This window comes from Clostridium hydrogenum, assembly GCF_021432385.1.
GTDB lineage: Bacteria > Bacillota > Clostridia > Clostridiales > Clostridiaceae > Clostridium_S > Clostridium_S hydrogenum.
In genome coordinates, this window is sequence record NZ_JAEACT010000004.1 from 384,264 (window position 1) to 409,496 (window position 25,233).

General features: G+C 30.1%; 20 protein-coding genes. 4 read left to right on the plus strand and 16 right to left on the minus strand.

Annotated elements, in window-relative coordinates:
• Window position 1 precedes the first annotated feature (1 nt).
• From CUEA01_RS20080 to CUEA01_RS20100, 5 genes are all read right to left on the minus strand, one after another.
• Complete coding sequence (locus CUEA01_RS20080; RefSeq protein WP_234123707.1) at window positions 2–1,018, minus strand: CPBP family intramembrane glutamic endopeptidase; 1,017 nt, start codon at window positions 1,016–1,018, stop codon at window positions 2–4.
• 69 nt (window positions 1,019–1,087) lie between these two features.
• Window positions 1,088–1,609: a spore maturation protein gene (locus CUEA01_RS20085; RefSeq protein ID WP_234123708.1), complete on the minus strand. Its 522-nt coding sequence runs from the start codon at window positions 1,607–1,609 to the stop codon at window positions 1,088–1,090.
• A 33-nt stretch (window positions 1,610–1,642) separates the two neighbouring features.
• Window positions 1,643–2,404 (minus strand): EFR1 family ferrodoxin, encoded by a 762-nt coding sequence (locus tag CUEA01_RS20090; protein ID WP_234123709.1) that lies wholly within the window; start codon window positions 2,402–2,404, stop codon window positions 1,643–1,645.
• A 121-nt stretch (window positions 2,405–2,525) separates the two neighbouring features.
• Entirely contained in the window at window positions 2,526–3,101 is a 576-nt protein-coding gene (locus tag CUEA01_RS20095; RefSeq protein WP_234123710.1) for a nucleoside recognition domain-containing protein, read from the minus strand.
• A gap of 767 nt (window positions 3,102–3,868) precedes the next feature.
• Window positions 3,869–4,378 carry a DUF1003 domain-containing protein gene (locus tag CUEA01_RS20100; protein WP_234123711.1) on the minus strand — a complete coding sequence of 170 codons (510 nt, stop codon included), beginning with the start codon at window positions 4,376–4,378 and terminating at the stop codon, window positions 3,869–3,871.
• 472 nt (window positions 4,379–4,850) lie between these two features.
• Here CUEA01_RS20100 and CUEA01_RS20105 point away from each other — a divergent pair, with 472 nt between their 5' ends.
• Entirely contained in the window at window positions 4,851–6,902 is a 2,052-nt protein-coding gene (locus CUEA01_RS20105) for an RICIN domain-containing protein (RefSeq protein WP_234123712.1), read from the plus strand.
• A 225-nt stretch (window positions 6,903–7,127) separates the two neighbouring features.
• Here CUEA01_RS20105 and CUEA01_RS20110 read toward each other — a convergent pair whose 3' ends face one another.
• A complete protein-coding gene (locus CUEA01_RS20110) occupies window positions 7,128–7,988 on the minus strand; it encodes an AraC family transcriptional regulator (protein ID WP_234123713.1) in 861 nt (286 codons plus the stop codon).
• Window positions 7,989–8,256: 268 nt separating this feature from the next.
• On the opposite strand from CUEA01_RS20110, the gene aroD reads away from it, so the two are divergent.
• Window positions 8,257–9,015 (plus strand): type I 3-dehydroquinate dehydratase, encoded by a 759-nt coding sequence (gene aroD, locus CUEA01_RS20115; protein WP_234123714.1) that lies wholly within the window; start codon window positions 8,257–8,259, stop codon window positions 9,013–9,015.
• A gap of 188 nt (window positions 9,016–9,203) precedes the next feature.
• On the opposite strand, the gene CUEA01_RS20120 is transcribed toward aroD, so the two are convergent.
• From CUEA01_RS20120 to CUEA01_RS20145, 6 genes are all read right to left on the minus strand, one after another.
• Window positions 9,204–11,945 carry a GH36-type glycosyl hydrolase domain-containing protein gene (locus tag CUEA01_RS20120; RefSeq protein ID WP_234123715.1) on the minus strand — a complete coding sequence of 914 codons (2,742 nt, stop codon included), beginning with the start codon at window positions 11,943–11,945 and terminating at the stop codon, window positions 9,204–9,206.
• 266 nt (window positions 11,946–12,211) lie between these two features.
• The gene (locus CUEA01_RS20125; RefSeq protein ID WP_234123716.1) at window positions 12,212–13,252 is read right to left on the minus strand and encodes a LacI family DNA-binding transcriptional regulator; all 1,041 of its coding nucleotides are present in this window, start codon (window positions 13,250–13,252) and stop codon (window positions 12,212–12,214) included.
• A gap of 374 nt (window positions 13,253–13,626) precedes the next feature.
• Window positions 13,627–15,261 (minus strand): glycoside hydrolase family 28 protein, encoded by a 1,635-nt coding sequence (locus CUEA01_RS20130; RefSeq protein ID WP_234123717.1) that lies wholly within the window; start codon window positions 15,259–15,261, stop codon window positions 13,627–13,629.
• Window positions 15,262–15,347: 86 nt separating this feature from the next.
• Window positions 15,348–16,178: a carbohydrate ABC transporter permease gene (locus CUEA01_RS20135; protein WP_234123718.1), complete on the minus strand. Its 831-nt coding sequence runs from the start codon at window positions 16,176–16,178 to the stop codon at window positions 15,348–15,350.
• Window positions 16,178–17,041: a carbohydrate ABC transporter permease gene (locus tag CUEA01_RS20140; RefSeq protein ID WP_234123719.1), complete on the minus strand. Its 864-nt coding sequence runs from the start codon at window positions 17,039–17,041 to the stop codon at window positions 16,178–16,180. The genes CUEA01_RS20135 and CUEA01_RS20140 overlap by 1 nt, the downstream gene beginning before the upstream one ends.
• Before the next feature lie 295 nt (window positions 17,042–17,336).
• Window positions 17,337–18,650: an ABC transporter substrate-binding protein gene (locus CUEA01_RS20145; protein ID WP_234123720.1), complete on the minus strand. Its 1,314-nt coding sequence runs from the start codon at window positions 18,648–18,650 to the stop codon at window positions 17,337–17,339.
• A gap of 337 nt (window positions 18,651–18,987) precedes the next feature.
• On the opposite strand from CUEA01_RS20145, the gene CUEA01_RS20150 reads away from it, so the two are divergent.
• The gene (locus CUEA01_RS20150) at window positions 18,988–20,157 is read left to right on the plus strand and encodes an MFS transporter (protein ID WP_234123721.1); all 1,170 of its coding nucleotides are present in this window, start codon (window positions 18,988–18,990) and stop codon (window positions 20,155–20,157) included.
• A gap of 289 nt (window positions 20,158–20,446) precedes the next feature.
• Here CUEA01_RS20150 and CUEA01_RS20155 read toward each other — a convergent pair whose 3' ends face one another.
• Complete coding sequence (locus CUEA01_RS20155) at window positions 20,447–21,007, minus strand: response regulator (protein ID WP_234123722.1); 561 nt, start codon at window positions 21,005–21,007, stop codon at window positions 20,447–20,449.
• Window positions 21,008–21,333: 326 nt separating this feature from the next.
• On the opposite strand from CUEA01_RS20155, the gene CUEA01_RS20160 reads away from it, so the two are divergent.
• Entirely contained in the window at window positions 21,334–22,479 is a 1,146-nt protein-coding gene (locus CUEA01_RS20160) for an MFS transporter (RefSeq protein WP_234123723.1), read from the plus strand.
• Between the two features lie 220 nt (window positions 22,480–22,699).
• On the opposite strand, the gene feoB is transcribed toward CUEA01_RS20160, so the two are convergent.
• The 3 genes from feoB to CUEA01_RS20175 all read right to left on the minus strand — a co-directional run bounded on the left by feoB (window position 22,700) and on the right by CUEA01_RS20175 (window position 25,224).
• Window positions 22,700–24,460: a ferrous iron transport protein B gene (gene feoB, locus CUEA01_RS20165; RefSeq protein WP_234123724.1), complete on the minus strand. Its 1,761-nt coding sequence runs from the start codon at window positions 24,458–24,460 to the stop codon at window positions 22,700–22,702.
• A gap of 2 nt (window positions 24,461–24,462) precedes the next feature.
• Window positions 24,463–24,687: a FeoA family protein gene (locus CUEA01_RS20170; RefSeq protein WP_234123725.1), complete on the minus strand. Its 225-nt coding sequence runs from the start codon at window positions 24,685–24,687 to the stop codon at window positions 24,463–24,465.
• Between the two features lie 399 nt (window positions 24,688–25,086).
• On the minus strand, window positions 25,087–25,224 hold the full coding sequence (locus tag CUEA01_RS20175; RefSeq protein WP_234123726.1) for a hypothetical protein: 138 nt from the start codon (window positions 25,222–25,224) through the stop codon (window positions 25,087–25,089).
• Between the last annotated feature and the right edge of the window lie 9 nt (window positions 25,225–25,233).

Below are 25,233 nucleotides of genomic sequence, written 5' to 3' on the forward strand. Positions count from 1 at the left end.
ATTATTGTAATAATTGAGTGGTTTCATTACTTTCACTATTCTTATATTCCTTAGCAAATATAAATGGTACAAATAAAATAGCTTCTATTGCTATTCCTATTATTAAGCTCTTTATTGTTATTACCATATCATATTGCCCACCATTAGCCGATACTGCTAAAGAATTGTTTATTATATGAAGAATTATTGTAGACCACAAATTTCCTGTCTTCATGTATGCAAGTCCCAAAAATATACCAAGAAATGTGCATATAAAAGGATACATTATTATACAATAAATAGGTGTCTTAGGTCCATATAAAGTAATGCAAAGTGGTAAATGCCACATACCCCATATTATTCCTAATAATACAACCCCCATTTTTTTACCAAATATAGTTTGAAGTCTTGGCTGTAAATATCCTCTCCAGCCAAGTTCTTCACCAAAGAACATTATAAAACTAAATATAACACCAAAGATTAAACTTACTGGTAAAGTTAAAATAGATGTTATAAGGCTTACAATTTCTTTATTTGAAACTCCTGAAATGCCAACTGAAATCCCCCAACTTATCAACTTAAGTGCAATAAAAATCAATGCCATTATTACAATAACTTTCATATTCTTATTAAAAGTCATATTAATTTTCTCAAAATTCTTTTTCTTATCAGAAATAATTTTAAAAAATGAAATTAGGCTAAATACTCCAACTATTATATATAATGCTACCATTACGTACTTTCTATATGCAAAAACCCCGGTAATCAAAGTAATCATACATATTGCAAAAAACACAATATAAGCTTTAAAAAATTTCTCTATTTCTTTTGATATTTTATCCTTTTCAAAATACAGTTTCATACAAATTACAGCAAATGCTGGATAAAGCATTTGAACTAACGCAAAATATTGTCCTGCAGACTTGTCCATATTTTTATACACTAAAAATAATACTATTCCCATAAAATAAGTAATTGAAAAAATAAGAATTAAAACTTTACATACTTCTTTTTTTATTTGCTCTAAATTCCCTTCCATTTTTCCATCTCCATTTATTACATATTATTCAATTATTTATATGATATATCTTTCAAGCTCAAATTGCAATTAAAGTGTTATAAAATTTACCATAATAGTAGCCATTATAAGTGCAGTTAAGTCTGCCATTATAGCCGCCCAAAGGGTATGTCTTATTTTCTTTATTTTCACTGCTCCATAATAAACAGTTATTGTATAAAAAATTGTTTCCGTAGACCCCATCATTATAGATGCTATAAGTCCAATATTAGAATCAGGACCATATTTTTTTAGCACCTCCGCAAAAACACCTAAAGCTCCACTGCCAGATAGCGGCTTTATTATTGCAAGCGGAACAAGCTCCGGTGGAAAACCTATAATCTGCGCTGCTGGCTTAACAAATGCTATAACATAATCCATGGCTCTTGATTCCCTAAATATAGTAACAGCTAAAATCATGGCTAATAGATATGGAAATATATTGATGCAAATTTTAAGACCATCCTTTGCTCCATCTACAAAACACTCATAAACTTTAACACCCTTTAGCATTCCATAAACAACTATCAAAACTATAATTATAGGGATTAATGCTTTTATAATATAATCCATTTTCAATACCCCACTATCTATTCCTTAATAAAACTATATATTAGGATTTACATATCTACCTTTATTTTGAGTTGCCTTTCCATATTGAATAGCTCTAACTGGACATCTATTAATACAAGCTAAACAAGAAATACAATTTTGTTCCCATTTGGGCTTTTCGCCGTCCATAACTATATTTCTCGTAGGACATACGTTTTCACAAATTTTGCATCCTATACATTTACTATCAGCATAAAACTTCTTAGCATTTATGCCAAATCTAATAAAAAGGGGATTAACTATATTGCTTAAAATCCAAGGCATAGCACCCTTTTCTACATCTATTACCTTGTTTTTTCTTTCAACTAAAATTTCACTTATATTGTTTAGCCTAAGTTCTGCAGCTTTAAGCTTCTCATTCTCAACTTCCTTCGAATCAACATCCCCCATAATTATATAGTTATTTGGCATGCTCAAAGAAAAGCCACTATTTAACGTTAAATTTTTTAATTTTAAAACATTTTTCATTATTTCCATAGTGTTTCCAATATTTGCTCTACAAGTAGCTATTGAAAAGATATAATTTTTATTATAATTTTTTAGCTTTATATCTTTTATAAAATCAATTACCAACTTAGGTGGTGCCCATGCATAAATAGGATAAATAAATCCAATTGTTTCATTCTCCTCTAAAAAATATTCCTTTTTAGTTTTTAAATTTTCTTCAGCAATTGATAACACTTTTTCAGACAATATATTTCCAATGTACTTAGCTACATATTCTGAATTTCCAGTTCCTGAAAAATAACATATCATTTTAATTTCCTCCAATCGATAAATATAAATTCATAATACAATAAAAATTATCTTTTTCAAGTGCATAATTATATACTTTAAAGCGATAGCTTAATGCAAAAAAAACTATCGCGTTTCACTTTCAAAAGTATCTTTCTAATATCTTGCAGTAAACTATTCCTAAAATTGCCGCTGTAGCTGTAGTAATAATAGCTGGAATTATTATAATTGCTGGATTTTTAGAACCACAAGCAGCTCTTATTGAAAGTACTGTAGTTGGTACAAATTGAATACACGCAGCATTAAGTACAAGAAATTTTGCCATATCGTTTGTAGCCGTCCCTTTATTTCTATTTACCTTTTCCATTTCCTCCATAGTCTTTATACCAAAAGGAGTTGCTGCATTACCAAGCCCCATCATATTTGAAGTTATATTCATAACCATTGGCCCCATAACGCTGTCATTTTTACTTGATTCCTTAAATACAAATCTTAATATAGGTCTCAGCACCTTTGACAGCTTGTCCGTAAGTCCGCTTTGTTGAGCAATCTTCATAATTCCACACCAAAGACACATTATTCCAGCAAGTGATATTACAAGTTCAACCGTTGAACCAGAAGAATTAACTATAGCTTTAGATAAAATTTCTCCCCTGCCACTAGCAATACCAAAAAGAGCTCCAAAAGCTATAAATAAAAACCATATGTAGTTTATCAATTTACCACCCCACTTAAAATGCAGAGTACAGTGAAGGAGGATTTAACTTTCGTTGTACTCCGTAGTCTGAGTTAAACTCCAAGTTTATCCTTATAAATTACAATTTGGGGAGCAGAGTACAAAGTACAAAGTACAAAGTACAGAGTACAAAGAAGGATGATTTACCTTTCGTTTCTCTCAGGTAAATCTTAAACTTAAATGGTGTCAGCTTCGCTGAACGCCATAGATGGCGCCATTGCGCAGCAATAAAAAAATAAGTTTTCAGATTTTTCGTAGTGATAACGGAGAAAAATCGTCCTTCATTGTACTTTGTACTTTGTACTCTGTACTTTGGCTTCTCCTCGACAAATTGTAATTTAACAGGATGAATTTGGTATTAACAGTTTCAATTTTGCAGATTATTTATCTATATACTAATAATATTTTCTCCTCCCATAAAATATCACATAAGGTATAAATTTATTTTGTATAATACAAGGAAATGCAACTCGCGAATACTAGAATGACTTTAAATTACAAAAGTCGTATAGAAGTGATTTGTTTCTGCAATACATCAAAATTCCGTAGGCACGCTGATATTTTTGATTAATTTATGCCTTTGAAATGGAGCACGAGAAATTAATAATATAGGTTCAAGAATCTTAATGGGCTTACGCCCAAACCTATGGTATGTGTTCTTTCCTTAAACCACTGTATTTGCAAAATAAGAGTGTCACAGGATGATTTGTAAAATTTCATTTAATATCCTGTGACACTCTTACTTTGCATTATTTTTTCTCTAACTTATCAATTCTTTCCATTATGAATTTTTGACTCTTTATAATTTCATCCATTTTTAAATGCAAATCTTCTATAATTATTTCTGATTTCAAATTTACCTTATAATCATTCTTAGCCTTTATTCTATCCTTATCTCCTTCCCTATTTTGAGACATCATAATTATTGGAGCCTGTATTGCTGCAATACATGATAAAAATAAATTTAAAAGGATAAAAGGATATGGATCAAATGGCTTTATTATGTATGAAACATTTATTATTACCCAAATAATAATGAGCGATACCGCCCCTATTATAAATGGCCAGCTTCCAACAAAAGCTGAAATTTTATCTGCCATTCTGTCGCCAACACTTAGCTTACTCTCATCTACTATATTTGCATCTTTTGAAATTTTACCTTGTATAAGTTCATGTATAAGTTCTTCTTCTATGTCACTAAACTCCTCTTTATTTTCCAGTATCTTTTTAGTAACTTCCTTATAATTATATTTTTCCAATCATCTTCCTCCATTCTTTAGGCTATGTTTTAAATAAGTGTTGATTTTCACACTTATTTAAAACATAGCTTCCTTTAGTAAGTTTAGCTATTTTTAAAAGAATGTTGATGTGATGTGTTGACTTTTATGGACTCTTAGGATTGCTCATTTATAATTTGCGTAATTTTGACTAGGACGGTCAAAGCCATTTAGGCATCAGGATGATGCATCTAAATGGGTAGCAAATTATAAACGAGTAATTCTTAGAGTGCATTAATGCCATAATCTCATATCAACATTTTTTTAAAACATAGCCTTTCTTTAGGCTACCTTACACAGTAATTTTACCCATATAGTATTATTATATCCATCATTATCAATATATCCAAGAAAAATTTTTAAATACTAATTATATTTTATTTGTAATATTTTCAACATACCTTAAATAGAATAAATATAGGGGTCTATTTAATTTGTTAAGGGGGAATTCTTCATGGATATGGACTTTCACTACTATGGAACCTATGTCGCTGCAAGACTAGCTGGTTACACTTTTGATGAAGCAAAAACAATAGCCTATGCTGCGCAGTATGTTAACGATTCCAGCCGCGAAAAACTTGATGTTAGTTGTACTCCTAATTTCACACCCATCCCAACTTCTCAGACTTTTAATGAACTTGCTGATTATGATCTTGATTGGAATTGGTCTTGTGAACATTTAAAGGAAACTGCAAGAATATATATTCCTTTTCACTTTTTGCCAGGCAATTATGGCTCTAATATAAATAAAATATCGTATTCCGGTAAAATATATGATAACTCCCATGTTGGCTATATTTTTAAATATGATTCTGAATGTGAAGAACAATTTAAACTTCTTTGCCTTCCGAACAGTATTTTAGTTGAAAAAGCAATAAATGATATCGTATACAATCATTGTGAAAAAAATTATTTACTTCATATGATAGGCTTAAGATTACATGTAATTTCAGATACCTTTGCACATTCAAATTTTGTTGGAATGCCTGCCTGGTTCATTAATAATGTATCTGAAACTGTCTACGATACAAGTTCCGTCAGTAATCCAGTTAATTTAACTACTTCTTGGCCGCTAACTACCGTAAGTAAATGTGAGGATTGTGAGGAAGCCAGCCCTGATAAACCATCATATAATTCTTATGTTTATTTTGGCCATAGAAGAATTGGGCATATACCAGATTATCCATATATAAAGTACAAATACAAACCTCAATGGTTAGATTCCTTTATAGAAAGAGATAACCTTTCAGATTTTCTTACTGCCTTTAAACAAATGATAACAGCACTAAAATGCATAAAAAATCACTTAAAATTTTTTGTTAATTCATATGCTAATTTAAATAAGGAAACGGAAACTATATTAAAACAAATCTTATCTACAAAAAAACATGATCAAAGTAACGCTTGGAAAGAAAATATAAGTAAAATCAAAATAAACGGAGCTTCACTTGAAGTACCTGAAGATTACAATGCAAATAAATGGCTAGGTGAAGCAAGAAATACTAGTGAAAAAACTTCAACAGATTACTATAATTTCAATTTATCTGCATTATTACACTTTCAATTTGTTAAAAATAGTTTAAAAGAGGATCATATATATATAGACGAAATACCAGAAGAGAATATTTTAAATGTAACCTTGCAAAATAAAAGCGGAAAGTTTATAGGTTATTCAGACAATAATTATCTCATATATCCTAAAATGAGGAAAGCGGGCACTATGCTTTCTATAATAAAACCCAATAGGGATGTTTTGAAATCCGGAGATATAGTCAAAATTAAAACAAATGATCACACATTAGGAGAATATTGTTACCTTGGTGCTTGGACAAAATTATCTTTTTACTATTACAAAAAAGATTTCAACACCAATAAACAAAAATGGGAGATAGAAAAAGTTGATTGCTCTGTAGATAATATAATACGATCTGGAGATGCTGTTTATATAAAAAATAGGTACTTTTCCGATGAACCTTACATGGCTTATTATAAATATCTTAATGGAAGTTACTATTTAAAAACTACTTCATCTAAATTAGATAATTCTATATGGTTTATAAATTCTTATATACCCGAAACCATATATTATAGTATAATAGCTAAACACAGTAAAAAATGCTTACAAATTCAAAACAACAATATTAATGATTTTGCTCCTTTAATTCAATTTCACTCATATAATAATGATAGTCAAAAATTTAAGTTTGTAGCTTGCGGTGGTGGATATTTCTATATTATTGCTAAACACAGTGAAAAATGCTTACAAGTTAAGGATAGCAGTACTTCTGATTTAGCACCAATTTTTCAATCCAGCACTAATATAAAAAGCAATAGCACTAGATTTAAACTAGTACCTTGTGGTGGAGGATATTATAATATAGTTGCTAAGCATAGCCAAAAATGCTTAGAAGTTGAACACAATACTTCCAGTGATTTTGCACCTATAGTACAGCAGCACTTTAAAGGAACAGACAGCCAGAAATTTAAGCTAGAAGCAGTAAATTAAACATTGCGAACCTTTATTCAAAGTACAGAGTACAAAGTACAGTGAAGGATGATTTTCTGTAGCAAAGCTACAGAGAATCTTAAAACTTATTTTTTATTGCTTACGCAATATCACCATATGGTGCTCAGCGAAGCTGATATCATTTAAGTTTAAGATTTACCTGGCGTAAGGAAAGGTAAATCCTCCTTCATTGTACTCTGTACTCTGTACTTTGTACTCTGGCTATTACTTTTCTACAACTGGTATCCAAACTTCTGCTCTGTAATCCTCTGCATTAGGATTTCCAGGCAAATAAACTTCAAGTTCTGGACCATCAGCATGTTCATACTTTGTTGCAGGAAACCATTCTGAAAAAATTTTCTTTGTGACTTCTTGAATTGCAGTTGGCATTGGTCCCACACTTTCAAATATCGCCCAAGTTAAAGCTGGTATTTGAACTTCCGTACAAGCCTCTAAACCTTCAACCTTAGTGCCTTCAACAGCAATCATATACTTAAATTCTTCAGCTTCCATTTTAAAATCGTAACACATTCCAATAACTCCAAGTTTACCTTGGCTCTTTTCTAAAATATCATATTGACCACTTTCACACACTTCATTCCAAAACTTAGGTATTATTTTAAAGTTTTCTCCATTCTTTGTTGTAATTTTTCTTGATACCCCTGCTACTTTAAATGCCTCTTTGCTTTCAATTTTATAATTCATTCTTTCTTCTCCTTTAACTATTATTTGAAAAGACAAGGGTGGGATTGCTTTAAGATTCTTTTTATTTTTTCTAGCCTCTGATGGCGATATTTTATGAAGCTTTTTAAAAGCCTTTGTAAATGCCTCTGGGGTTTCATAGCCATATTTGTATGCAATATCTATTATTTTAAGTTCACTTGATACAACATCCTTAACAGCCAATGACAACCTTCTTTGTCTAATGTACTCCCCCAACGTTATCCCTGTTAAAATATTAAATATTCTTAAAAAATGAAACTTTGACATGTGTGCAATCTTGCAAATATCATCAGTTGATATTTCATTGCAAATATTTTCTTCAATATATTTTAGAACATCGTTCATATCACCAATCCAATTCATAATCTTCCCTGCCCTTTCTACTTTATTATAAAATTAAAACTTATTTACATCCTGTCTTAAATTGCTAACTATTGATAGATTAATTTGTAATTATTGTAGCATGGTTTTAAAAAATGTTTCAAGCTACATATACTTAGGCATATTAAAGAAAATAACAAGTCCAACTTTTAGCTATGTTTTAAATATATTTTATTAATTTTTTGTACCCGAAATTGATTTTATAATTTATACTTATATATAATAATATGTTGTTTATAAGGAGGACACTATGAAAAATGTAGTCAAGGTAAGAAATGTTACAATTGGTGAAGGTATACCAAAAATATGTGTTCCAATCGTAGGGAATACAAATGAAGAGATTATTAAAGAAATTAAAGATTTAAAAAATATAAATTTAGATTTAGTTGAGTGGCGTGTTGACTATTATGAAAAGGTAGAAAATATAAGCGCAGTTAAAGAATTACTTGCAAGCTTAAGGGAAATTTTAATGGATACACCTATTTTATTTACGTTTCGCAGCGTAAAAGAAGGTGGAGAAAAAGAAATTTCAAAAGAATATTATGTAAAATTAAATAAGGAAGTTTTAGCTACAAAATTAGTAGATTTAATAGACGTAGAACTTTTTACGGGTGATGAAGTTGTAAAAGAAATCGTAGCTGCAGCTCATACTTTTGGTATTAAAGTTATAATTTCTAACCATGATTTTTTGAAAACACCATTAGAGGAGGAAATCATATACCGATTAAGAAAAATGCAAGAACTTGGAGCAGATTTACCTAAAATTGCAGTAATGCCTAAAAATCAAAACGATGTATTAACATTGCTTTCAGCTACAAATGAAATGGCTCAAAAGTATGCAGACCGTCCAATAATCACTATGTCTATGTCAAAAATCGGTGTAATAAGTCGTTTATCTGGCGAAATTTTCGGATCTGCTTTAACCTTTGGTGCAGCAAAAAAAGCATCAGCGCCAGGTCAAATTGCAGCCTCTGATTTGCATACCTTACTTAATATATTACATATGTAGCCTAAATTTAAAGATATTCTATTTAAGTAGGCACAATGAAGGATGATTTCCTGCCATAACAGCAAGTCATCCTTCACCATACTTTGTATTCTGAATAACTGCTCGTAATTTTTTTAAACCTAAAAAAATTGGTTATGTTTTAAATAAGCGTTAAAATCAATACTTATTTAAAACATAACCAAAAAATTTTATGCAAGTTCTATTATTAATTCATGTTCCTTATTATCTTCAAGCTTATCCATAATTTCTTTACTTATAGTAACACAAACTTGTGGTAAACCCATTTTTAAATTTTCACTATCTATAGTAACTGAAGCAATTTTATATTCACCATACTCTAAATTATTTATGTTTTTGTATTCTATGCTTAGCTTTTTATTTCTGAAATTAGTGAATACTTTTGTCGAATTATTTTTATCAAACTGCTCCTTAACAAGCTTAGGCTCTATAATCAAATCTCCAACCAAACCCTTTACTCCATATACCTCATTTAACATTGTAAGTAAGAGCCAACTTGCAGCACCAGTAAGATAATGATACATTCCTCTTCCCTTATCATTAATATACTCTGGAATTCCAGGGAAAATCCTGCTTTTTTCAAAGTTAGTACAATGATTATATATAGTACTTAAAATTTCATAACCTTCTTTTGCAAATCCTCTTTTATACAAAGCATTGATATACATTACTGCCATATGGCTAAACATAGCTCCATTTTCCTTGTGTCCAAAAGCGAATCCAAAGCACCTTCCCATATTTAACTTAACTTCATTAAAGTTTGTATTCAATCTCACACCGCCAATATTGGTATCCATTAGATATCTATTAGTTGATGAAATTACTTTTTTTATTTGCTCTTCATCGGCTATTCCACCCATTATAGGAAATACTTGACCAGTTAACGTCATTCTTACTCCAGAAGGGAAATCTCCTTCCAATGCCTTTCCAGCGTTATCATAATAACCATTAAACCATTCATAGCCCTCTGAATTTTTTACCCATTCATTGTTTCTAATATGGTTTATTATCCAAGCAGCTTTCATTTCTAAATCCTTTGAAAGCTCATCAATATTAACTTTAACTTTCTCACCTGATATATTATGAACACAAAGTTCAAAATATTTATTTAACAAATCATTTTTTTCCTTAACGGAATTATAATCTATCTTATTCGAAATAGAGTCTATTAAAACTAGTATTTCTTTTGCAATTTCAATCTCTTCAATTCCTAACTTTTCCTTTACACTCTTTAGTAACTTGCTTAAATCCATAAGATTACTGCCGTAAAATGCTGTAAAAGTAACACTTTCACCCTTTTCACTTCCCATGTCAAAGCCGTCATTCCAATCGGCACCTTCTAATCTTATATTATTATTTTCTCCCACATTATAGAATACCGTTATCTGCTCTAATAAGATATGTTCAAGTATAGTACCCTTGTAGATTTTATCTTCTATATCTCTTTGATTACTTCCATAAGTTTCAGTCCAAGCTTCATCTATTTGTTTAGATCGGCTACACTGTTTATCTTTAAAGTATACTTGTTTTTCAAACAAGAAGTCCAAATCTCCACTTAAATCAATATATAGTCTAGTAGTATAATATGGCCATGCGCCATGATCCATCCAGGTTCTAGCAATATTATTTCTATCTGCTATAAACTCTCCTGGCTTTGTTCCAATAATTGTTGCATTACTTCCATCAAATCTAACTCCACCATAATTATTTAATAAAAGCTGCCTAACTTCTTTTGGTTCAACTAATAACAAGGCTAAGCAATCTTGCCATAAGTCTCTCCAACCTCTTCCGCCTCTTCCATAATCATGATGTGGTAAGAAGGAACATCCATATATTCTTCTCATAAACGGTTGCATTTCAACCCATTTCATCCATAAGTCAAACTTGCTATCTGATGATTTAAAAGCTAAACCTGATAATTTATTATCCCAATATTCTTTATTCTTTTTAAATTCTAAATCAAATTTTGAAACACTACCATACTTATTTACGTATTCTTCTGTAGCTTTTTCAGATTGACTAATTCCCATTAAAATTACATATGTTCTACTTTCACCTGGCTTTAAAATAGTATCCTTAAATCTTATTGCTCCAATGGCATCATAACCATCTATCTGCTTTCCTTTTTCACAATAGTTTTTCAAATTTTTAACTACAGCTTCAGGCCATTCAAGATTTCCTCCTTCACCTATAAAGCCCTCTATTGTAGGAAAAAATCCTAGTGGAGCTATTTGATTTTCCTCAGTAGCTTGTACAGAATAGTACATTGAATTTAGTTTATGTCCTCTCTCATCAAAAGTTAATGTAGGTTTTACTACAACACCATAATCCCTAGTATAAATTCTGTTTAGCAAAGAGGTAACATGCCTGTGATCTCTTATGTTATCTGCTGAACGCCCATAAATAGGTACTGCTGCTGTAGGGGTAATTAAGATTTCCTCAGCTTTAACATTTTTTATAGTTACTTTCATTAATTCAACTGTATCATCACTCACTGGCACAATATTTGTTATTTCAGCTTTTACTCCAAGGTTTTTATTCTCACGTATAACCTTTTGCCAAAGGAAACCAGCTTCTAATTTAACACTTTCTTCACTATCCTCTTCAAAACATAAACTCTTCTGCCTTAAAGAATTACCTGAAGCAGACCACACATCATGATTATTAATCTTAACCCAAAAGTTTCTGCTATTTCTGCAATTATGCAAGTCATCAACTGACACAGGCGCCATTAAAAACGTATTTTGACCTGTTTTTATATCTCCATTTAATAAAGGAGTTATTGAACTCATCATTCCTGCCTCATTAGCAAGTGGAAAATATAACCCACTTGTTTTTTCTGGATTATTTAAAACAAACTCTCCATCATTACCTTCAAATTCCCATGAATTCTTTTTTTCTTTTTCAATCATTGAAATTTCCCACCTTTACTATAATATAAGTTGTAAACTCGTGTTTATTTGTAAATATAAAAAATAGTCTATTTTCAAGTAATATATCTATAAAAAGTATTTCTTTCATTATAAATATAGTTTATGCACATAAATAAATTGCAATATATTTCATACAATTGATTTATAAAACGTTTACTTCATTAATTTAAAAAAGCTTTCTGTAAACTCGTGTTTATATTTTATACTATACTATACAGAATTCTTTTTTTCAAGTATATATTGGGCTATTTTTTAATAGCCCTACAAGATTCTCTTTCTATTAATTTAACAGCTACTATATAATTTGCTGAAAAATTTGAATTATTATCAATGGATAAAATAAGTGCATTTACTGCTAACGCTGCCATTTCTGGTATATCCAATCTTATAGTTGTAAGTGGAGGCTTTAAATACTTAGCAATTTCAATATCATCAAATCCTATAATAGAAATATCTTCTGGTATCTTAAGTCCACTTTCTTGAATTGCTTGAATAGCACCAATAGACATGCTATCATTACTTAAAAAAATTGCTGTTGGTTTTTCTTTTGATAATAATTTCTTTGTTGCATTATAACCACTATCAACTGTAAATTTTCCTTTTATAATTAACTTTTCATTTATACTAATTTTATTATCAGATAAAGCCTTTTTGTATCCACTTAATCTCTCAATTGAAGATAACTGATTTTCTTCTCCAGTTATATGAGCTATATTCATATGTCCAATATCAATTAAATATTGAGTTGCTTTATATGCACCATTAAAATTATCTGCATTTACAATTATGCTCTTACTATAAATACCTTCATCAGATTTTTCAGCCTGATCTATAATTGCAACCTTGTATCCTTCTTTTATTATTTCTTTAATAGCAAATTCGTTATCCTTAACACCTATAAATATGCCACCGGAAATACTCTTATTATAAAATGTTTCTTTAACTCGTTTAAAATCATTTTCATTACTTACCATTGAAACAAGTATGTTATATCCCTTTTTATTTGCATTATCTATTATAGCACTTGTAAACGGTGTAAAATACGAGCTCATTGAAACTTGCTTTCCCTTATAATCTTCTCTCATATCTATCATAAATAAGCCTATTGTTTTATTTTTTATTCCTGCAAGCATTCTAGCTGAAGCGTGGGGAACATAATTATATTTTTTTACTACTTCTAAAACTCTTTTTCTTGTCTCTTCTGGGACATTTGAATAATTATTAATTACCCTAGAAACCGTACTTCTAGAAACCCCTGCTAGCTTTGCTATATCATTACTATTCACAACATCACGTCCTATAAGTTTTAATTAACCCGTGTTTATATAGTCACTATACTTTATTTATAAAAAAAATTCAAGCTAATCTATTGGCGTATATGAAAAAAAGTATATATATGTACTACATCAAAAATGGAAATTACAGATACAAAATGTATCCTGATAAACTACAATTTAACTCAGAGTACAGTGAAGAATGATTTACCTTTTGCTTCTCTCAGGTAAATCTTAAACTTAAATGGTGTCAGCTTCGCTGAACACCATTTATGGTGCAATTGCGTAAGCAATAAAAAATAAGTTTTAAGATTTTTCTACGCTCGCGTAGAAAAATCATCCATCATTGTACTCTGTACTCTGTACTCCGTACTCTGAGTCAAATCCTAATTTTCTACTTTAATTCCTTCTTTTGCACTTGATGTATTTGTGTCTACAAGTTTAATCTGATCCTTTGCAGTACCATAAAGCTTAACAAAAATATTTGTATTCTTTGGGCACAACACATTTTTAAATTCATAATTTAAACCTTTTGTTAGCGTATATATATCTTTATTTTTAGGTACTATTTTTACATTAGTTAATTTTATATTTCTTGTATTTTCAGCCTCAAATCCCTTATCTGAGTTGATTTCAACATTATTAAAATATAGATTTGTATAGGGTGCATTAGGTAGTGCTTTCATATAAACTGCATTTAACGCTCCATTACAAGTTATATTACTAATATGAATATCTTCAAATATAGGAATAAGATCTTTTTGGGAATTTGAAATATTATTTTCACCAAGTGCATTGTTTTCATAAAAAGAATCTAAAGATATTGCATCTGTTTTTATATCTTTCATTTTAATTCCATCAACATATATATTCTTAACAGTACCGCCCTCTCCAATTGCACTTTTAAATTTTATTCCTGCATCGGTTCCATTGTAAATGCAATTATGCACATAAACATTTTCCATACCACCATCTGTATTGCTGCCAACCACAAAACCACCATGTCCCCAGTTTACCGTACAATCTGCAATAACAACATTTTGAAGGGCAAATTTCTCATTTTTATTCTTACTTGATTTTAGTGCTATATCATCATCACCAGCGCTAACGTTACATTTATATATAAGAACATTACTAGAACTACTTATATCTATACCATCACCATTTTGAGCATATAGTTCATTATATACCTTAGTATTTCTTATAATTACATCCTTAGCACCTGTTATATTTGTACAAAGGTTTGGCGAATTTTCAATAGTTGGCCCATCTATTAAAATAGAACTGCAATTTTTAAGATATATCATATATGGTCTTAGATAATCCTTCAAATAATTATAATCATCAATAGTAAGTTTATTTTTATGTTCCTTTAAATACGCTTCTCCATCTTCTGCTTCCTTAGATGGCCACCATACATCACCGCTTACTACTCCTCCGCCTTTAACTAAGCTGTTCCACATTTCTGTTGTTACCTTTTCCTTTTTTACAGGTCTCCAGGTATCCCCCCTACCGTTTATAGTTCCATTACCCGTTATTGCAACATTATTTAGCTTGTACCCATAAATAGGAGATGCAACAACATATTTTGATGAACCTTCATCTTTTATAATTGGATAATCAGCATGATTTGTACTGAATTCTATTGTAGATCCATTTTCAAGGTACAAGTTAACATTACTCTTAAGCTCAATTGGACCTGTTATAAATTTCCCGCTTGGAACTACAACTCTTCCACCACCATTTTTTGTGCATGCCTCTATTGCTTCTTTAAAAGCCTCTGTATTTTGTTTTACATTATTGCCTTCTACAGCACCATAATTCTTTATATTAAAATCCTTATTTTTAAATTTAGTTTCCTTAATTTCATAATGCTTAAACGGTAAATCATATGTATATTTTTTCGCCTCATCACTGCTGCCATATACCTTCTTATTCCTTACAAAAAAGGATACTCCAAAAGCAAGCACAATTATAACAAATAATGCAGTAATATAGATTTTTAAATGTTTCTTTTTCATCCTTCCACCGCCTTTCATAATTATTATATCATGGGGTGTTGTTAAGAAACTATTAATTCTATATACTGCATTTTTACCAGAACATGCTATTTTATACTTCCTGCTGTTATGGATTTTATAATGTATTTTTGAGCTATAAAATAAAATACTATTACTGGAATTACTACAAGTACTAATCCTGCTAATGCTAAATTCCACTGTTTTGTATACTCCCCAAAGAAGAAGAAGGTTTTAAGCGGTATTGTAAGCGTGTTTGGCTTATTGATTACAAGTGAAGGAAGCAGATAATCATTCCATATCCAGGTTGTATTTAATATTGCTACTGTTATGGATATCGGCTTTAACAGTGGGAATATTATATAAAAGAAAGTTTGAAACTTGTTACATCCATCTATCATTGCTGCTTCATCAAGTTCACGAGGTATACTTTTAATAAATCCGTGATACAGGAATATTGACATCGATGAACCAAATCCTAAATACATAAATACTATACCCACCATATTTAACATATTTAGTTGCCCCATAAGTTTTACAAGTGGAAGCATAACTGATTGAAAAGGAACTATCATTGAAAATACAAAAATCATAAAAATTATGTTACTAAGCTTACTTTTCGTTCTCTCTAACATCCATGCTGCCATAGACGAAAATATTAAAAGCAAAATAATACTCGCAACAGTTATAATTAAAGAATGGCTAAAAGATTTAAAAAACTCTAACTCATTCAAGGCTTCCTTGTAATTATCCAAAATAAATTGATGAGGCAAAGCAAGTGTACTTTCAAATAGTTCTTTCTTGGATTTAAATGAATTTACAACAATAATATAAAAGGGGGATAAAAAAACAAGTCCTAAAATTATACTTAATATTGAAGTAATTATAATTTTGGGTGTAACCTTTTTATGTTTCCTCATTATGCCTCTACCTCCCCTTTTTTAGATAAGTATACCTGCGTAAGAGAAATTACCCCTACCATTACTAAAAATACAACCGCTTTAGCTTGTGCTGTACCCATTTTATTAAATTGAAATGCTGTATTATATATATTCATAGCAAGCATTTCAGTTGATTTTGCCGGTCCACCTGCTGTTAAAGATAAATTCTGATCATATAACTTAAATGAATTTGATAAAGTTAAAAATACACTTACAGTAAAAGCTGGTCTAACAAGTGGTATTATTATACTTTTAACTTTTTGAAAAACATTCGCTCCATCTATTTCAGCAGCTTCAATTAACTCCTGTGGAATATTTTGAAGTGCCGCTATATATATTACCATTAAATATCCAGCCATTTGCCAAGCCATTAAAATTGCCAACCCATATAATCCAGTTTTGCCATCAGACAGCCATCCTAGCATCCATTTTTGACCGGTTACTTGACCTAGTCCTGCAAAAACTTGAGTAAAAATGAATTGCCATATAAATCCTAAAATAAGTCCTCCAATTAAATTCGGCATAAAAAATATCGTTCTAAATATGTTATTAAATTTGGATTTTCTTGTAACCAAAAGCGCTAAACCAAAACCAAGTAAATTCAACACAACAACTGATAATATTGTAAACTTAAAAGTAAAAACAAATGAGTTCAAAAATGTTTTATCACTAAAAGCTTCAGCATAATTTTTTAACCCAATAAAGCTAATATTCGATTTTATGCCATCCCAATTTGTAAAGGAATAATATATTCCAAATATTAATGGAATAAGCTGGACTAGGGCATATGCTATAAAAATAGGAGCTATAAAAGCCCAAAAAGACCACTTAACCTTTTTCACAATACTTCCCCCCTTATCTTGGTTTAGTAAACAAAATAAATTTACTACGAACTAATTAAATCAATTCACAATTCACAGTTCACAATGCACAATTAAGGATGATTTTCCTTCCTTGCGTCAGGTAAATCTTAAATTATAAGCTTCGCTTAGCACCATAAATGGTGCTATTGCGTAAGCAATAAAAAAATAAGTTTTAAGATTTTCTGTAGCTTTGCTACAGAAAATCTACCTTCATTGTGAATTGTGCATCGTGAATTGTGAATTGATTTAATTCGCAATATTTAAAAAGTATACTTTATTTTCTCGAGTCTGCCCATGTTGATTTTGCATCTTCAACAAGCTTATCCCAAGTCATTTCTCCTGCAGTATATTTTTGTATATCAACACCTAATTTATTTTGTCCCCAACCTGTTGGATATCCCATGAATACCCAAGGAATTGTATTTCCTGCCTTAGAGAATTTATTTATTTCTTTTGATATTGGATCAACTGGCTGCAAATTTGCTGCATCATATCCTTTTAATGCAGGTATAAATTTAAAATCATTGATTATCATCGATTTACCTTTATCAGATGTATAGAGCCAATTTAAAAAGTCCTTAGCAGCCTTTTTAGTTGCCGCATCTTTTTTACAATTTACAGACCAATACATAGGAACACCAACTGCTATGCATCCATCTTTTCCTCCATCAACTGGCATTGGTAATAATCCCATGTTGTCAGCTATATTTTTATCTATTCCAGAAACAGTTGAGTAAATCCAGTTACCTTGTTCTATGAGGGCAACTTTACCTAAAGAAAATAACTTTTCAACTTGAGTTGAATAATCAACACTGTTTATAGATTTATCTGTTCCATCAGGTTTATAAGCATATTTGTTTTGTAAATCCAATAATTTTTTAAATCCATTTGCATAAGTAAAATTAATGCTTTTAGCTTTAAATGCAGATACTCCATCTTTTAATTCCAAAGCAAATGGTAAATTTGAATCATGTAATCCAGCAACCCAAGTTTCCTTTCCTGCTGTACCAAATACTGCTGTTAGTCCAAGGTCCTTTTTCTTTGAATCTAAAGTTTGAACAGCTTTTTCTAAATCTGCATATGTCTTTATTGAATCTGCATCAATACCTGCTTTTTTTAGTATTGCTTTATTATATATAAGCCCATATCCCTCCATATCGAATGGCAAACCATATATTTTACTGCCATCCTTAACTGCATCTAGAGTTCCATCATATGCTTTAGATACCCAAGGTTGATCTGATAAATCCTCTAGTTTTTCTTTCCAATCCTGAACATCCTGAGGTCCACCAATATTATAAATTGCTGGTTCCTCGCCAGATGCAAACTTTGCTTTTAATGCTGCACCATAATCCTGTCCACCACCTACAGTTTGTAAATTGATAGTTACATTCTTGTGCTCATCCATATATTCCTTTGTAGCCTTTTGCAGAGCATCTTTGCACTCTACCTTAAACTGGAATATATCTACGGTAACTTTTTTGTCCGAAGAATCTTTTGTCCCAGCACTACTTCCACATCCTGCAAATACAGTTGATGTCATCGCTAAAACACATGCAATTGCTAATAACTTTTTTAAGTTTTTCATAACAATTCCCCCATACATATTTTTACATGCAACCGATTTCATGATTAATTATATTCTCGTTTCCATATTTTGTCAATAATTATTTGTTGATTAATTATTGAATCTATTTTATTAAAAATGATAACTTAACCTATATATGAATATATTGTTATATTACTTTCATTTTTGCTCATTTCAATTATTTTTTGTGCATTTATTTTTGAATTTGTATTTTAACTTTATTGTAGATGTGGTATAATATATGCATTGTAAACAATTTAAACGGGAATTTAAATGATGTTATATGTAAACGTACATATTTTCCTTATGGCAAATAAAAACCCCCAAGGAGGAAAATATGAATAAAAACTTAAAAAACATGATAATAATTTTTATAGGGTTATTTTTTTTGTCTTTATTCTCTAACACAATGTCACCCTTTATAACCACTATAAAAAACACTTATCATGTATCAAATGACCTTATAGCAGTACTACCTTCTGTTGTATACTGTGCTTCGTTCATAATGGCTATGCTTGGAGCAAAGCTAATGCCAATGCTTGGACTAAAAAAGGGATTGTATTTCGGTCTTTCTTTTGTAATCTTAGCAAGTTTAATAATTTTATTTTCGCAATCATTTTATATGCTTTTAGTTGGCTATTTCTTCTCTGGATTAGCTGTTGGAATGGGTTCGTTAATATTAAACACTTATATTTCAGTACTTCCAAAGCAATATCAAAAATTTGGTCTTTCAAATGCTTGCTTTGGTCTAGGTGGAATTTTAATTTTACCGATAGACAAATTTATCTTAAAATCAGGTATAAATTTTAACCAAACTTATATAATACACATTATAACTATAGTTGTATTTTTTATTTTGGCAATCAAACTCGATCCAATACCAATTGCTAAAAGCAGTGATACAGAAGAAAATGGTGGTGCTTTTAAATTATTAAAAAATCCATTAGTTTTATTGCTTTCAATAGCAATATTCTTTTACGTTGGTGCTGAAATTTCAACTACAAGTTGGACTGGAACCTTTATTGAAAAATACTATGGACTAAGCAAGACAGAAGTTCCAAATATTCTTTCTGGGTTTTGGATTCTATTTACACTTGGTAGAGCAATAGGAGATAAGATTTTAGAAAAAATCGGACAACTTAGATTTCTTACAATTTCTCCTTTAATAGCAATCATAGGTATATTTGTAATATTGTCTGGTAAAACTAAAACTCAAGCTATACTAGGTGTTGCAATAATTGGAATAACAATATCTTTAATATACCCTGCTCTTCAAGGATATATTGTACAACATGTTTCAAAGCACGATGTACCAGCTGCTTCAGCAATTATAAACATATTTAATAATTTAGGTGCTACAACCTTAACTTACGTTATAGGTTTTGCTGCTGGAATAAAAATTACTTATGTTTTCATAATCCAAATAGTATTCTATGCTTATATAGTATTGGTAGCAGGAAAATATTTATTATTTAAACCTAAAGAAACTAGTGCGGAATTAGAGTAATAAAATAAAAATCGATAGAAAGTTTTCTATCGATTTTTATTTTTGGCTATTTTTATATAACGTTATTTTCTTTAAAATGCCTGAAGTATACAATTTAGGCTTACTATATAGAAGGTCTTTGCACTTAATTCATATATTGAATTAAAATGCATCAATGAGCGTATCGATATGAATACAACTAAGAAACTTCAAAATTAATTTGTATCAAAATGCCGTATTCTGGGCATTTTGATGCAAATTGATTTTGGTAGTTGAAAAAGTATATCTATATAAAAGATTACAAACTTTCCTAAATCATGTTTATACTTGTTATAATTGCATCTGGTAAAAATGGCTTAGTAACATACCCAGCTGCACCTAATGCTATTGCCGAATCAATAACTTCTTTGTCTTTTACTGCTGAACACATAATTACTTTAATCTTCTGGTAATCTTTCATAACATACTCCAGTGTCTTCATCCCATTCATACCAGGCATTTTTATATCAAGAAATATTAAATCTGCTTTTTTCTTTTTTAACATATTTAATAATTCCTTTCCTTCCGCAGCTTCACCGATAATTTCACATCCGTTTTCAGATAATACCTTTTTCAGTGTATTTCTAATAAATTCTACATCATCAACAACTATTACTTTCTTCCTATTCTTTGTCCTTCCAAGTAATTCGTCTGTTGATACATCGAAAAAGTCGGCAATTGAACATAACATTAAAATATCTGGTATAGAATTGCCAGTTTCCCATTTTGAAACTGCCGCTATGGATACCCCCATTTCAGAAGCCAATTCTTCCTGCGTCATATCCCTACTTTTTCTTAATTCATATATCTTTTTACCAACTTTAATATTCATAAATACCTCCGTTAATTATACTGCAGTAATTAATAATAAAAGTAAATATTTACTGATATAAGCGTATCATTATATACCCTCATATTCAAACGAATTATTATAGAATAATTCAACTGTTGGTTAATATAAATTTTCAAATTGCTTAAATAGCAATTTTCGTAATGAATTTTCCTTGATACAGTTCTTTTTAAACTATTTAATATTCTATGCCATCAGGGTGCAATGAAGGATAAAACTATAAAAATGCCTTAATTATAATTTCCCCCTTTAATAATTATTAAAAGCAGTTTAAAATTAATATGTATTTACATTTCAAGGAGGATTTTATGGACAAAAACTTAAAAAACACGTTAATAATTTTTTTAGGCTGCTTTCTTATATCGCTATTTTCAAATACTTTATCTCCCTTTATAACTACAATAAAAAACACATATAATGTATCAAATGGCGTTATAGCAATGCTTCCATCAGTTGTATATTGTGCTTCATTTATTATAAGTATTTTTGGAGTAAAATTCATGTTAACCTTTGGGCTAAAAAGAGGTCTTTATTTATCATTTTTATTTGTAATCTGCACAAGTTTTGTAATTTTACTTTCAAAATCTTTTTATGTACTTTTAATTGGATATTTTATTTCAGGCTTGGCTTGTGGATTAAGTTCCATATTACTTAGTACTTATATCTCACTTCTTCCAAAAAAATATCAAAAATTTAGTCTTTTAAATGCTTGTTTTGGATTAGGTGGAATTTTAATTTTACCAATAGATAGGTTCATTTTAAAAAATAAAATAAATTTTAATTATACTTATTTAGTTCATATTATAGCTTTAACTTTATTTTTAGTATTAATTTCTAGGCTTGATTCTATATCAATACACAAAACCACATCAAAACATATTAGTACTCTTACTGTATTAAAAAATCCTCTAGTTTTATCTATTGCAATTGCAATATTCTTTTATGTAGGTGCTGAAATTTCAACAACAAGCTGGGCAGGAAATTTTCTTGAAAGGTATTATGGATTAAGTAGAATAGATGTTCCAAATATTCTTTTAGGCTTTTGGATTTTATTCACTTTAGGAAGAGCTTTGGGTGACAAATTATTAGAAAAAGTTGGTCAACTTAAATTTCTTTCTATTGCCCCAATAATCTCCTCCTTGGGCATACTCATATTATTACTTGGTAAAACAAGGTTTCAAGCTGTACTTGGAATTGCAATTATAGGTTTAAGTATTTCCTTAATATATCCAGCTCTTCAAGGTTACATTATGCAGCATGTATCAAAAGAAGCTGTCCCAGCTGCCTCTGTTATAGTAATGAATTTTAATTATCTTGGTGCAATGTTTTTAACCTACTTAATAGGTCTCGCCGGCGGAATAAAAGTAACCTATGTATTTATTATTCAATTTTTCTTTTATGCATATATAGTTATAATTGCTTTAAAATACTTATTATTAAAACCAAAAAGCTAAGGCAGAGTACGGAGTACAGAGTACAAAGTACAGTGAATGATGATTTTCTGTAGCAAAGCTACAGAAAATCTTATAACTTATTTTTTGATTGCTTACGCAATCGCAATATTAATGTTGTTCAGCAAAGCTGACAACATTTAAGTTCTAAGATTTACCTGAGTGAAACGAAAGGTAAATCATCCTTCACTGTACTCTGTACTCTGTACTTTATACTCTGTTTTTATATCAGGCTTCCAATCCTATATACTAAAAACGCTGCAATCCATGCAATTGCTATTTGGTAAACTACCAAGAAGGACATCATTTTTGTTCCGTATTCTTTCTTCATAGTTCCAAGCGCAGAAATGCAAGGAGGATACAAAAGTACAAAAATTAAAAATGCATATGCTGTAAGTGGGGTAAATACCGTATGCACCACTGCCGAAATATTTGCACCATATAATACGCTCATTGTACTTACTACGACTTCTTTCGCAGCTAGTCCACTAATTAATGCAACTGAATTTTGCCAAGTTCCAAAACCTAAAGGTGAAAAAACTGGGACTAGTATACGACCAATATCTGATAAGAAACTATCTTTAATACTTACCATACCAGTAAAACCAAAGTGTGAAAGGAACCAGATTATTACCGAAATCGAAAATATTATAGTTCCTGCTTTCTTTAAAAAGCCTTTTCCTTTATCCCAAGTGTGCATAATTAAATTTTTAAGTCCAGGTACTTTGTATTCTGGCAATTCAATTACTAAAGGTTCTTCGCTCTTTTTAAATAAAGAATTCTTAAATATCTTTCCTATTATAAATGCAATAATTATTCCAAATAAATAAAGTGATCCAATAACTAAACCTTGATTTTTAGGGAATAGTGCTGCTGTAAGTAATGCATAGATAGGAAGCTTAGCATTACATGACATAAACGGTACTAAGAGTGCTGCTAATTTTCTATCTTTTTCACTTTCAAGTGTTCTTGCTGACATTATTGCAGGCACTGAGCATCCAAAGCCCATTACAAGAGGTATAAAGGCTTTACCTGATAACCCCATCTTTCTCATAACTACATCCATAAGAAAAGCTGCTCTTGCCATGTATCCACTGTCTTCCAATATTGATATACAGAAAAATAAGGTAAGTATTATTGGCAGAAAAACAATTATTGATCCAACTCCTCCAACTATTCCATCTATAAGTAAAGAACTAAACCATGGGCTAGTAAACGCTAATATTGAATGTAAATATGGTATTAAAGAATCATTTACAAGACCATCGGCTAAATTTTGAAGTGGTCCGCCAATCCATGAAAAAGTAAACTTAAATATAATCCAAATAATGAGTGCAAATAAAGGATATGCCAAAAATCTATTTAATAATATTTTATCTATTTTTTCCGTAGTAGATTTTTGTATCTTTGATGACTTATCTATACATTTGCTCAATATTTCCTCTATGTATTTATATGCTTCTTCTTCTGAATGAAAATGACAATCACTATCATTTCCAAATTGCAAAAACTCTCCCTTAGTTAAGGCATTTTTAACCTTATCTATATTTTTACTTTTTGCTGCTACTATAGGTATAACCTGTACTTTTAATTCTTCTGACAATTTATCATAATCTATAATAATTCCTTTTTTCTCTACAACATCTATCATATTCAAGACTAATATAATAGGCTTTTTAAATTCTTTTAGCTGAGTTGTAAGATATAAATTTCTATCTAAATTTGATGCGTCTACTATATTTATTATTACATCAACCTTTTCATTTAATAAAAAGTTTTTCGACACCTTTTCTTCATTTGAATAGGTATCCATAGCATATATTCCAGGCAAATCAACAATTTGAACACCTTCATTTAAAAATCCCACGGTTTTATCAACAGTTACTCCAGCCCAATTTCCTACATATTGATTTGACCCCGTAAGTATATTAAATAATGATGTCTTACCAACATTAGGGTTACCAATAAGTGCAGCAGTTATCATATTTAAGCCTCCCTTAAGAAAATATTTTTTGCGTCATTCTTTCTTATTGCAACGTCATATCCTCTTACACTTACTAATATTGGATCTCCAAATGGAGCAAAATTTTTAACTTTAACATTAGTACCCTCTATAAATCCAAGAGCAAGTAGTCTCTTTGCTAATCTCTCATCACCTGATATATTTTTTATTTCTCCAACTTCATTAAGATTTAAATCGTATAGGCTCATATTATTCACCTCCATTACCACTCCCTTAATTTATTTGCAATAATAAAAATCGTCTCTTTTTATCTCTAATTACATTTTATCGTAATTGATAATCATTGTCAATAGCGATTATTATATTAATTTTACTTTTTATATTTAGGCTATGCTTATAGATATACAATTTTAAAGCATAGCCAAAAATTAAAATTGCTTATACCAAATTCATCCTGTTAAATTACAACTTTTAGAGCAGAGTACAGATGACAGAGTACAGAGTACAGTGAATGATGATTTACCTTTCGCTTTGCTTAGGTAAATCTTAAACTTAAATTTCCTCAACTTCGCTGAGCGCCATAGATGGCGCAATTGCACAGCAATAAAAAATAAGTTTTTAGATTTTTCTACGCTCGCGTAGAAAAATCATCCTTCGTTGTACTCTGTACTCTGTACTCCGTACTCTGTGTTAAATTGTAATTCGTCAGATAATCTTGGCATTTGCAATTTCAATTTTCCAAATGTATTATCCATGAAAATAGCCATAATGTACTTAAGCTCCATTTTGATTAA

What these genes read in the sequence shown, in the direction of transcription:
- CUEA01_RS20135 (WP_234123718.1), bottom strand. Translation starts at nt 16,178, where the DNA reads ATGAGGAAACATAAAAAGGTTACACCCAAAATTATAATTACTTCAATA.
- CUEA01_RS20170 (WP_234123725.1), bottom strand. Translation starts at nt 24,687, where the DNA reads ATGAGCCTATACGATTTAAATCTTAATGAAGTTGGAGAAATAAAAAAT.
- CUEA01_RS20175 (WP_234123726.1), bottom strand. Translation starts at nt 25,224, where the DNA reads ATGGAGCTTAAGTACATTATGGCTATTTTCATGGATAATACATTTGGA.
- CUEA01_RS20085 (WP_234123708.1), bottom strand. Translation starts at nt 1,609, where the DNA reads ATGGATTATATTATAAAAGCATTAATCCCTATAATTATAGTTTTGATA.
- CUEA01_RS20130 (WP_234123717.1), bottom strand. Translation starts at nt 15,261, where the DNA reads ATGAAAAAGAAACATTTAAAAATCTATATTACTGCATTATTTGTTATA.
- CUEA01_RS20155 (WP_234123722.1), bottom strand. Translation starts at nt 21,007, where the DNA reads ATGAATATTAAAGTTGGTAAAAAGATATATGAATTAAGAAAAAGTAGG.
- CUEA01_RS20110 (WP_234123713.1), bottom strand. Translation starts at nt 7,988, where the DNA reads ATGAATTGGATTGGTGATATGAACGATGTTCTAAAATATATTGAAGAA.
- CUEA01_RS20105 (WP_234123712.1), top strand. Translation starts at nt 4,851, where the DNA reads ATGGATATGGACTTTCACTACTATGGAACCTATGTCGCTGCAAGACTA.
- feoB (WP_234123724.1), bottom strand. Translation starts at nt 24,460, where the DNA reads ATGATAACTGCTGCACTTATTGGTAACCCTAATGTTGGTAAGACATCA.
- aroD (WP_234123714.1), top strand. Translation starts at nt 8,257, where the DNA reads ATGAAAAATGTAGTCAAGGTAAGAAATGTTACAATTGGTGAAGGTATA.
- CUEA01_RS20150 (WP_234123721.1), top strand. Translation starts at nt 18,988, where the DNA reads ATGAATAAAAACTTAAAAAACATGATAATAATTTTTATAGGGTTATTT.
- CUEA01_RS20145 (WP_234123720.1), bottom strand. Translation starts at nt 18,650, where the DNA reads ATGAAAAACTTAAAAAAGTTATTAGCAATTGCATGTGTTTTAGCGATG.
- CUEA01_RS20120 (WP_234123715.1), bottom strand. Translation starts at nt 11,945, where the DNA reads ATGATTGAAAAAGAAAAAAAGAATTCATGGGAATTTGAAGGTAATGAT.
- CUEA01_RS20080 (WP_234123707.1), bottom strand. Translation starts at nt 1,018, where the DNA reads ATGGAAGGGAATTTAGAGCAAATAAAAAAAGAAGTATGTAAAGTTTTA.
- CUEA01_RS20160 (WP_234123723.1), top strand. Translation starts at nt 21,334, where the DNA reads ATGGACAAAAACTTAAAAAACACGTTAATAATTTTTTTAGGCTGCTTT.
- CUEA01_RS20090 (WP_234123709.1), bottom strand. Translation starts at nt 2,404, where the DNA reads ATGATATGTTATTTTTCAGGAACTGGAAATTCAGAATATGTAGCTAAG.